The organism is Rubellimicrobium rubrum, assembly GCF_006152115.1.
GTDB classification, from domain to species: Bacteria; Pseudomonadota; Alphaproteobacteria; order Rhodobacterales; family Rhodobacteraceae; genus Rubellimicrobium; species Rubellimicrobium rubrum.
Window position 1 is genome coordinate 1 of the sequence record NZ_VDFU01000058.1, and the last position, 9,643, is coordinate 9,643.

Sequence of the window (9,643 nt, forward strand, 5' to 3'; positions counted from 1 at the left end):
TCCGTCGTGCTTGGCCGCCAGACGGAGTCACAGCCCGCTGATGCCGCTCAACTCTTTTCGGGTCAGGCTCTGAGAAGCCAGACGGCCTGATCAGTCCAGCCCACCAGCAGGATGTCGGGCCAAGAGTCCCGCTCGGCTTTCGTCAGTCACACGACCGACGAATAGCCGCTCAAAAAGCCGCGCCACTCCGTGGGGTTGAAGAGTCGCCCTGGCGAGCCGGCGTGGTCTACGTGGAAGAGCAGGAGCGCGCAGGAGAAGTCATCGACGCGTGAGACGCGGCCCGCGTGGTCAGGGTCGATTGGCACAAGCCGGTCGGGCGCGACGAAGACGAGATTGGAGGCCTTGTGTTCTGGACCAGGCGCAGACCGGCAACTCGGCATGGGGAGTTGAGCGCGGGCCGCCTCATGGCGTTGAAGCAGGTCGTCCCGGGCAGTGTCCCAGGCTGGCGCGAGGTGGGGCGTTTTGAGCGACAGCACACCCGCAGCGCAGTCCGCATGCTCTAGAACCCACGTCTCGGACCACAGGGGGAGCCGCGGGCCCGCGATCATGCCAGGCCCGAGGTCGGCACTCACAGCGTGGAGGCGGGCCAGGAAGTGGCCGGCCGCTCCAATCGGCGCCCCCTGCCCGTGTAGCCCGCCCCCTCGACGACCGGGTAGACCACCCATTCGCTGGGCCACTCGTCTTCGACCCGGCGAGGGTTGGAGGCGAAGAGAGGGTCGGGCGTCACAACGTCGGCACCACGCGCTGCGAGTGCCTTGAGCCAAGCTGCGATCGCATTGCCCGAGGAGTGGGGGTAGCCGGTGCGCTTGAGAACCGCGTCGCCGCCTGAGACGGAGACGCGCTACACAGCGGCGTAGGAGCAAAGCCCAATGGCGCCCACCATGGGCAGGGCAAAAGCGGATCCAGCAGAGGCGTTGTCCATGACAAAGTCAACATAGCCGCGGCCAGGGCACCGGCGAGTGAGCATAGGACTATGGAGTTGTACGCTGTTCGCGATGTCCGGACCGGCGCTACCGCCGATCCGGACCCTGATCGGCCAGTCGGCCGTCCTGCTCAGCTGATCAGCGGCAGGAGTGTCGGCAGCTAGCCATCGGCGCGGGCCAGCATCCACCGAGCGTAGCCGTCGGAGTTCTTGGTTGCTGGCCCACAGAATGGCCCGGTGCCGTGCGTCGCGAGCGCCGCCTCGACTTCAACGAATTGCCCAGGCGCGAGCACCCGGATGGTGACGAGAAGAGCAAGCAAACTCTCGAGGGTGGGTATGGCGATGTCCTCCGGCGGTCAGGACCGGAAGCATTGGTCTCCTTGCCTCGCGACAAAAATGCTCCCACACGCGATGCTGGCACCAGCCTAGGTCAGGATTTCCGCCATTGAGACGTATGTCCTTATCGGACATCTAGCATGTCATCTTGCGGCCCAAAGCTTTCACCGACCTCGGAGTGTAGGGCCACTTGCATCATTATTCGGCCCACTCGTTTACATTGACAACCACTCGTGCAGCGAATTGCACATTATCAGGGACTTTATTCATGATCAGGACAATTGCTCTTGTTACCCTGCTTGGCACGATGCTGATTTCACCCGCCCAAGCCGAGGAAGTCACGATCAGCCGTGCCCTCGCTGCTGGGAGCTTGCATGACGGCGAACTCGACATGGTCGCTTATTGGACCGAGGCGGCTGAAGGCGCGATCGAGGTGACAGCCACCTTCCGCGACCGGACCGCGGACGGCGAACCGATGCGAGTTGTCATGCCCATGCAGGACGGTGACGCCTTGGCGTTCGGCATGCCAGGACATGAAGGATCGCTGTACAGTTTCGCCAGATATGGCCAAGAGATCACGATCTCTGTCGAGACTGAGGCCGCCAGCATCGCATCGTTGAACTAGCATCACCTCGGCAGTGCGATCGGAGGGCTTGGATCTGGTGCAACCTCGGCTGTAGCCGTGGGCTGATGAGGTCCCCGGCGATGGCGTTGGATGCGGCTCGACGAGGAGAACCGACGCATAGATGTCCTCATGTCTGGATGGCCCTATCCTGCGAGTGCTGACTTGAGTGGATGCTGATCCCGTCGGGGGGATGGTCAGGTTTCCGGCCTTCGACTGCGGTGCTGATGGCCGCTGGTTCTGATGGACTTCGCAGGCCGGGTCTCGATCAGACGAACGGGCTCATTGGAAGCTCAGACAACACCGCGGGATGTCCTGCTGCGGACTCGCGCTCAGAGACGCCAAGCTACGGAGTGGCCCTGTTGCACGGCTGGCCAGCGTCGCAAGGGGCTGACACATCCTCCCACAAGACTTCTATTGAAATGAGGTGGTCCAAGGGAACGGTCGAGAACCGCCTTCAGCACCCGGTCTCGCTACCATCTCTCGAACTAGGGGCGAGACGGTGGCTCAATCTCTTGTCCCGGTTCCTTGAGCCATCCTGCCTTAGCGAACTTGCGCGCGACATCACCGTTGCTCCAGCAATGTCAGGTCGCCTCGGCCGCACCAAGGGATCGGATAGCCTCCGCCGACGTCCTCGCCAGCGGCATCATCACGTTCACCCAGGCCGCAGCTTGGCTCACCATCTCATGGTTGTTTCTCGTCTGCGACATGAGTCCTCCTCGTGAGATGGCCGACAGTACCCAGTTCGGCACTCAGCGAGGCTGGCTTGGCAGTGCGCACCGCAGAAGTCACGGTTTGACCTTGCTCGGGTCGCATCTCATAAGGCGGCTGACGAACAGGCAGGCAGGCAGGCAAGATGGTCAGGAAGAACGCATACCTCTTGGGAGGGAACGGCGCTCCGAACTTCGGTGACGAACTCATCGCGAAGGCGTGGCTCGATTACCTGTCGGAGCGGTCCCCTGAGGCACGGATCACGCTCGACTGTAACAGCATTAACACCCCGAGGACATTCTTCGGGTTGGACGGTGATCGCGTCCAAAACTTGAGCGGCATCAAGATCTTCGCCAACACTACAATCAAGACGCAGTTCGCAGGGATCAAGAATGCCGGCGAACGCTTCCTGACCGGCGTTCGCCATGGGCTCGATTTCTTCTCGAACGGCACCTATGCAGAGTTCCCTCAACTGCGAGAGGCTCTCGAAGCGATCGAGGACTCGGCGACCTTCCACATCTTTGGCGGCGGATACATCAATTCGGGAATCCGGCCGGACTCGGGGTTCCTCATCGGCTTTGCGGCGGCGGTCAAACGGCAGTTTGGTGCAAAGATCTTTGCCACCGGCATTGGTCTCACGCCGCTTCACTTCGATGCGCGCGAGAATACCGCTCCGTTGGCGGAGGCGTTGTCCGAATTTGCCCTGTTCGAATGCCGGGACGTCTATGGCTACGACAAGCTGTTCAACCTGCTCAACAACAGGGCGAACCTGGTGAACGGCGTCGATGACACTTACATGGTCCGCTACGTCTCGGGCGTAGAAGAGAACACACCCCGACGGCTGCACCTGTGCTTCCTCCGACAGGAGTTCGGGCCAGAACTGCAGGGCTTGCAGGCAGAGATCCTCGCCATCGCGCCAGCTTTTGACGAGGTCACCTACTGGAACTGCGTCCCCAACTTCGCAGACCGCAACCTGGACAACCTGCGTCGGGCGCTGCCAGACATGCGTGTGCTCGACTGCCACCAGCTTGTCTTCCAACCGCTACCGGTCGGTCCGAACGACTATATGGTGACCCAGCGGTTCCATCCGCACCTGATCGCGGCCCGGCTCGGCTGCTCCGGGGTCTTCGTCCAAGACGGGCTCTACTACAACGACAAGCATCGTTCCGTCGTGCATCTCGGGTCCAGCTTCAAGAAGTATGTACCCGGCATGATCGATGGGACGCCCAGCGTACGACCGGCCCGGATTCTCGAGCGAGACGCGGAGAACATGGACCGCAAGAGGCAAGTTCGGGATTTCTGCTACGAGAACGCCTAAGCGCTAGGTAAGACTGCCGGGGCCCGTAGCCCCGGTGGTGCCCTTAGCTTGTTGAGGACGATGCCTCCCCGAGAGGAACTTCTGCGAGAGCGGAAGCCGGGATCAGCCCGGCGTTCGCTCGGTCGGGGCAAGGACGACCGCAACGTCGTCCCCGCCTTACCCTCATCCGAGCTCAGAACCAGCGCCCGGGCGACATGATCCCCAGCTTGGCAAGCTGGCTTGAACTCTCGTAGCGCATGCTGATGTCCGGCTCGAAGAAACAGCTTTCCTGCTCCTTGCGGTAACGAGCGTACTCCCGGCCGCCGGCATAGTGCTGCCCGCGACGCTCCTCCTCCTCGGCCTTGCTCCTGAGACTCGCGACCATCTTGAAGTGAAAGAGCGCTCCGGTCGTTGATACCTCGCCGGGTGCATGAGCGCGATTCAGTCTTCGCGGGTAAGCGTCGTGCATCGAGCTGCGATAATGATAATAACGCTTCCAGCGGATCAGGGGAATTTTGTTGAGCGCTGGTGCCTCGAGCGGTCGGTCGCGGAAATGCACCCTCAGTCTCGGACCTCCCTGCACCCAGGCACCTCGGCCCCAGCCCTCTCGCTGGATGTATCCATCCCGATCGAAGAACGGACAGACCTCGAACGGATCGGCGCCTTCTTCCAGAACGGTTTCCGACAAGGGACGGTCGGAATAGGCATCGATCAGGACCGCATGCAGGCAATGACGGCGGTCGTCCTCGAGGTACTGGGTGAGGGCATGCAGGTCGCGCGTTTCTATCCTCGGATAGACGAGGAACTCGTCGGGATCGACGACCACGCACCAGTGCCCGCTGCCATGACGTCGCAGGAGGTCGTTCACCCACAGCATGCCGAAATTCGACTCTCGGTAACTCGCACCAGTATGCCAGACCGAAACGTCGGCCTGTTCGGCCGCCCAGTCCATCAGGCCATCGTCCGAGTCGTTGTCAACGATGAGGAAGTGGCTGACGCCCAGCCGGCGATAATAGTCGGCAAAGGCCGGCAAGCGAAGCCGTTCGTTGCGGAGGCAGGTCACGAGGAGGATGTCGCGAGGCCTGACCCGGTCAAGACGATCTTGCACCAGCCGGAGTTGCCGCCCTGCCCGGCGATCCCTGAGTTCCAGTGTGGCGAAGTGTGGGATCAGGAGCAGGTTGCGGAGTGCGCTGCGGATCCTGCGTTTCATACGGCCACCTGTTCGCCACCGACCGGCGCAGCGCCCGCTCCTATCACCAGTTGGTGCTTCTGCGTGGATGCGGCGGATTCATCGCAGATTGCGAAGTCCGCAAGAAGTTCGTTAATCCGGCGCTCCATCTCTTTTCCTTGGGCCACGTTTTGCAGGACGCTTTGGAGGGCTGCGAACCAAGGCCGGGTGCGGAAGCGGCAGGCCGCGAGAGACCTGCTGAAGAGTTCCCGATGGAGTTCACTGGCCGACTGCTCCTCGCCCCAGGACCAAGGCATCGCAATGATCCGATCACGAGCCCAGGGGGCAGTCGGCTGCTCCCTGTAGGACAGCAAGCTGCCCAGCCAATGAGGCCAGTTGCCCCTGGGTTCGCCCAAGATGTCAAACAGCAGCTTTCGGATCAGCTGCGGAGAGTACTCCGGCAGCAGCCCCGGCGAGATCGGAATCGTCAACCGGTCGGGGTGGCTGGCGAGATGGAGAAGTCGCCGGTCTTGACCCTCCTCTTCCGTGAAAGGCAGGCAGGCCACGATCAGCGCTTGGGGATCCCGAAGGACGGCCTCAAGCAGTGAAGCGTGGTGGAACGGAGACCAAGTGATCACGGGGCATGCAGTTGTGCGGGATCGCAGCCGGACCAGAAACAAGGCGGGGTGCGCGTTGCGAATGGCGACGTCGTCTCGATGCAGGCCACCGATCGAAGCCCGCCCAGGGCCCAGATCGACCCTGTCAGGAGCGAAGACTTCGCCGAAGATCGTGAACTGGTTGGACAAGGTGCCGCCAATCCGGTCGGCCACAGCCCGTGTCAAAACTGGCGGACCGACAAGGACGACATAGGGCGCCCGGATCGAGGACAGCACGGGGTCAGTCGTGTCGACGTACTGGCTCCGGTAGAAGAGTTGGCCCGGCGTCGGATAGTGGGTCTGTGCTTCAACCGTCAGCTGATAATCGTAACGACGCTCTCCGATTTCTTGAAGAGGCGCGCCGTCATCGGGCAGAGCGGCAAGTGAGAAGCAATGTCGCCGCAGGGCTTCTGCCCTTGGACCGGCCTTGCGGACGAAGAATCGCGGCAGCGTGCCCACATACCCGATGTGGTCGTCATGATAGACGACGGGCTTGCCACGATTGGTGAACTGGAAGTGGGTCAGGCCGAAGCCGGTAATCCGGTCCGGGCCCGCCAGCTTGCGCGCATAGGTCTGGAAGAACATCTCGTCGGGGATCCAGACCGAGCGAAAGAAGCGAAGGCGGTCGGGTTTGGCCCGCACATCCGCGAGGATGGCGCGGCAGGTTCTCCAGGTGAGCGTCCACCATTGCGAGCCGAAGCGTGGTTCAAGCCCCTCGGGAAAGCGGCGTTTCAGTCGCAGCAGGCGCTGCATCTGCAGAAAAGCCCATTCAGCCGTATGCTGCGTCTTGTGGTCGAACCAGAACCGATAGCGCCAGCGCTCCGAGCGCCAGCCGTTGCCGACCCAGCTCTCGTCTTCGGCCTCGATGAACTCGCGGCCGGCGTTCTGTTCGAGGTAGCGTTCGAGCTGCGCCAGGGGACGACAGGGCAGACAGGATCCACTGAGCAGCATGACGTAATCCGGTTCGAGCCCCTCGGCTTCGACCTGCGCGAGCGCGTTGAGCGGCGCTTCGATCAACCCGAAGCTGCCCCAGCGTCCGGCGACCCGGGCGTGAACGAGGCGGATGCGCTCGTTCTGCGCAACCGCAGCCTTGAGCGTCTCGTAGTCGGCATCCGGGGAGCGAAGGTCATAGTGGATAAATGCGACCGCGTCGGTAGTCGACGCGACCAGGACTTCGCAAAGCTCCATCACATGCTGCGGCCGCTCGTGCGCAAGAATCACAAAGGCTATCTTCAAAACAGGCGTCCCTATCTGAGCAGATCAACTACGCGCTACTTTCGGCCGTCTGGGCTGACAAGCTGCCTGATGACTGGTGCCACCCATTCCCGGATCAACTCTTGCCGCGCCATGTCGGGAAAGTGGAAATAAGGGGCATCAGGCGCTGGAGGTGGCTCCAGGAACAGCTCGTCGCGCGCGAAGTACCGTCTCGCGACCTGATGATTGGACCGGGCAAAGCGGTCAAGGACCGATTGGCGTTCCTCGGGCGAATAGACCGTAGAGGCCGGCGCAGGCTTGTCGGCGAAAGCGGCCCTGATCGCCCCGAGCAGGCGCATGCGCTCGGACGGGGCCATACCTGCCAAGCCCAAATGCCGTGCAATCTCCAGAACATGAACGGGCAGGCTGTCATTGATCCTTTTTTCCCCAAAGGACAGCCCGTCCCGGCAAAGGCCGACCCGATCGACGAAATCGTTCACCACATCGCCGACCTGACCTTTCTCCAGCACGCCGATCGACACGTTCTCGGCCCCTATCGCGGCCTCCCATCGCCCGAGCAACGTCGAGAAGTCGAGCCAGTAGAAGTCCTCGATGGATGCTAGGAACTCGTCTGGCGCCATCTGGGCCTTGCGTGTCTCGAACGGCCATTTGACATGCTGATTATACCAGGACATCAGCCAGTGGTCCTGCCGCCGCAGATAGAAGACCACGCGGGTCGGGTAGGTCTTCGCGATCGTCTCCACCCAGGCGAGGTCCGTAAGGATGCAGAAGTCCTCGGCGCTGAGCACGACCGTGGAGGCCTTGCCCTCCTGCATCGCTATATGATCCAGCATGTCCGAGGTTGAAATCTCTCCGCGCCTGAGCCCCCATGCCAGATGCTGGTGGTGGACCCGCCCGCCGGGATAGCTGACCCCCTCGGCGGCAAGGGCCGTACGGTTGCCTGACAGGAACTGCTGCAGGCTCGTCGTGCCGGTCCGGTGAATGCCCGCATGGATTACCACCTGCGACACTGTCCGCCCCGGCTTTGCCGCTTTCGCGAGCGTACCTTTGGACCGTCCAGCCACAACGGCCCGGCCCTCGCTGAAGGCATTGCTGAACCGACCAGAAAGATAGATGCGTTCCCCTTCCAGGTCGAGTTCGAGGGCCTTGGATACCTCCGGATCGATCGCAATCGCACGGTCATGCGGGGCTTTGCCAAGGCCAACGTACTCGTGCCCTCGGAGGCCAAGGAAGTGCTCTACTTCGGCCATGAAACGGCCCGGGTCGAGGGCAATCATCCGATAAGGCAGGTAAAGGATCTGTTCAGGCGGAACGACCTTTTCCCAGTGCTCGATGTTCGCATGGTAGGCGCTCCGGGCGATGACGCCGCGCATGGTCGGTCCGCGTTCGAGGATGTCTTCCGGGACCCTGTCCAACCCTGCCTGTGCAGCATTCGCCTTGAGTTGTGCCAAGGCCCGGTCGACGGGATCTCGGATGATGAAGATGATCCTGATGTCGGGGTTAAGTCTATGGACGTGTTCAATGCCTACTTGGGACAGGATCGAATATGCTGGCGTAATCTCACCGCAAAGGCGACCATGGGCCCTAGGGTCACCAAAGACCGCAGCGTACCATTCATCCGTTTCACGAGGCAGGCGCTCAAGGCGGTCGAGATAATCGACGTCCCCTCCCTGACGCCGCAGATGCTTCAAGCTCGCGGCAAAATTCGAGGCGACCCAGTTCCGGTGATGCGGAAGATGGATGTAATCGAAGAAGTGGATCTCCTTGAGGGGCGGGAGATAGACGCTCGGGTGCTGCTCGAGCATGGAACGGAACCACGAAGTCCCGGCCTCTTGAGCCCCGACGCAAAGGAAGGTGGGAACTGGCACGCCGAAGGTCGCTCCTCTGGACTACTGGCTAAACTGCGCCGAACCGCAGTAGGGGGATCGCCGACCTTGCGGCGGTTTTCTCGGAGGCAGCAAGGCCGGATGCACCGGATCTGCCGGCACCAGGAATGGTTCCAGTCTCCTTAAGATCCCTAGCGCCAAGGGCTCCGGCAACAGGGCGCTGGAACTATGGAGGATCAAAACGAGACCTGACATTTCTGTTTGCGGTGTTCCCTCTATAAGGGAACCTAGAGACCGTCAAACCATGCACGGATCTCTGGCCAGCCAGCCTGTCCGGAGCGAAAACCGGCCAAGTTCAGGACCTGCAAAGGGCTCCGGCGCTTCGGCGCTTTAGCTGTCTCGTCTCCTCTGACCTGAAAAGGCCGCATGCACGGACAGGTCTGCCTGACGGTTGAGCAGGCAGATACGCTGTGCCCGCAGGTTTCGAGGGCGCCAGTCAACCCCTAGTGGATGCTGGGCGACTGCTGAGTGGGATGCTCCATATGCTGCGCACCGGGTACGGTGGCAGGATGCGCCAGCCATCTATAGGCGGCCCAAGACCCTCACCAACGGCTTCGTGCGCTGATTACGGCTCGGGCGTGCTCGCTCCCATCATCCGCGCGCTGGTCCAAGTCTGGCCGGGATGACGATCCCGCATTATGGATCTTGGAGCGATGGCTTGCCATCGGTCCGAAGACCTCCGGCGAGGGCACCGGAAGGCGGGCCGCAAGCAGGCGAGCACTGGAAGAGAGCCGCACGGCCGCGGGCCGTTGGGCACACTGACCTGCCCCCTGGTCGTCCCTCGTTCATGACGAGAGTCCTTGAGGTTGACATTGGTCGTGCTCGGATCC

Annotated in this window: 6 protein-coding genes; 2 read left to right on the forward strand and 4 right to left on the reverse strand. The window is 62.0% G+C overall.

What is annotated here, in order from left to right; translation table 11 throughout:
- Nucleotides 1-1,526: 1,526 nt before the first annotated feature.
- Nucleotides 1,527-1,883, forward strand: coding sequence for a hypothetical protein (locus tag FHG66_RS20695; protein ID WP_139079046.1), 357 nt, complete (start codon nucleotides 1,527-1,529; stop codon nucleotides 1,881-1,883).
- A gap of 581 nt (nucleotides 1,884-2,464) precedes the next feature.
- Here the strand turns inward: FHG66_RS20695 and FHG66_RS22725 are convergent.
- A complete protein-coding gene (locus FHG66_RS22725; RefSeq protein WP_281282983.1) occupies nucleotides 2,465-2,590 on the reverse strand; it encodes a hypothetical protein in 126 nt (41 codons plus the stop codon).
- A gap of 146 nt (nucleotides 2,591-2,736) precedes the next feature.
- Here FHG66_RS22725 and FHG66_RS20700 point away from each other — a divergent pair, with 146 nt between their 5' ends.
- A complete protein-coding gene (locus tag FHG66_RS20700) occupies nucleotides 2,737-3,909 on the forward strand; it encodes a polysaccharide pyruvyl transferase family protein (RefSeq protein WP_139079047.1) in 1,173 nt (390 codons plus the stop codon).
- 172 nt (nucleotides 3,910-4,081) lie between these two features.
- On the opposite strand, the gene FHG66_RS20705 is transcribed toward FHG66_RS20700, so the two are convergent.
- From FHG66_RS20705 to FHG66_RS20715, 3 genes are read right to left on the reverse strand one after another with little or no spacing between them, the layout of a single operon-like run.
- A complete protein-coding gene (locus FHG66_RS20705) occupies nucleotides 4,082-5,098 on the reverse strand; it encodes a glycosyltransferase family 2 protein (RefSeq protein ID WP_139079048.1) in 1,017 nt (338 codons plus the stop codon).
- Nucleotides 5,095-6,948 carry a beta-1,6-N-acetylglucosaminyltransferase gene (locus FHG66_RS20710; protein ID WP_139079049.1) on the reverse strand — a complete coding sequence of 618 codons (1,854 nt, stop codon included), beginning with the start codon at nucleotides 6,946-6,948 and terminating at the stop codon, nucleotides 5,095-5,097. The genes FHG66_RS20705 and FHG66_RS20710 overlap by 4 nt, the downstream gene beginning before the upstream one ends.
- A gap of 35 nt (nucleotides 6,949-6,983) precedes the next feature.
- Complete coding sequence (locus FHG66_RS20715; RefSeq protein WP_139079050.1) at nucleotides 6,984-8,795, reverse strand: sulfotransferase; 1,812 nt, start codon at nucleotides 8,793-8,795, stop codon at nucleotides 6,984-6,986.
- Between the last annotated feature and the right edge of the window lie 848 nt (nucleotides 8,796-9,643).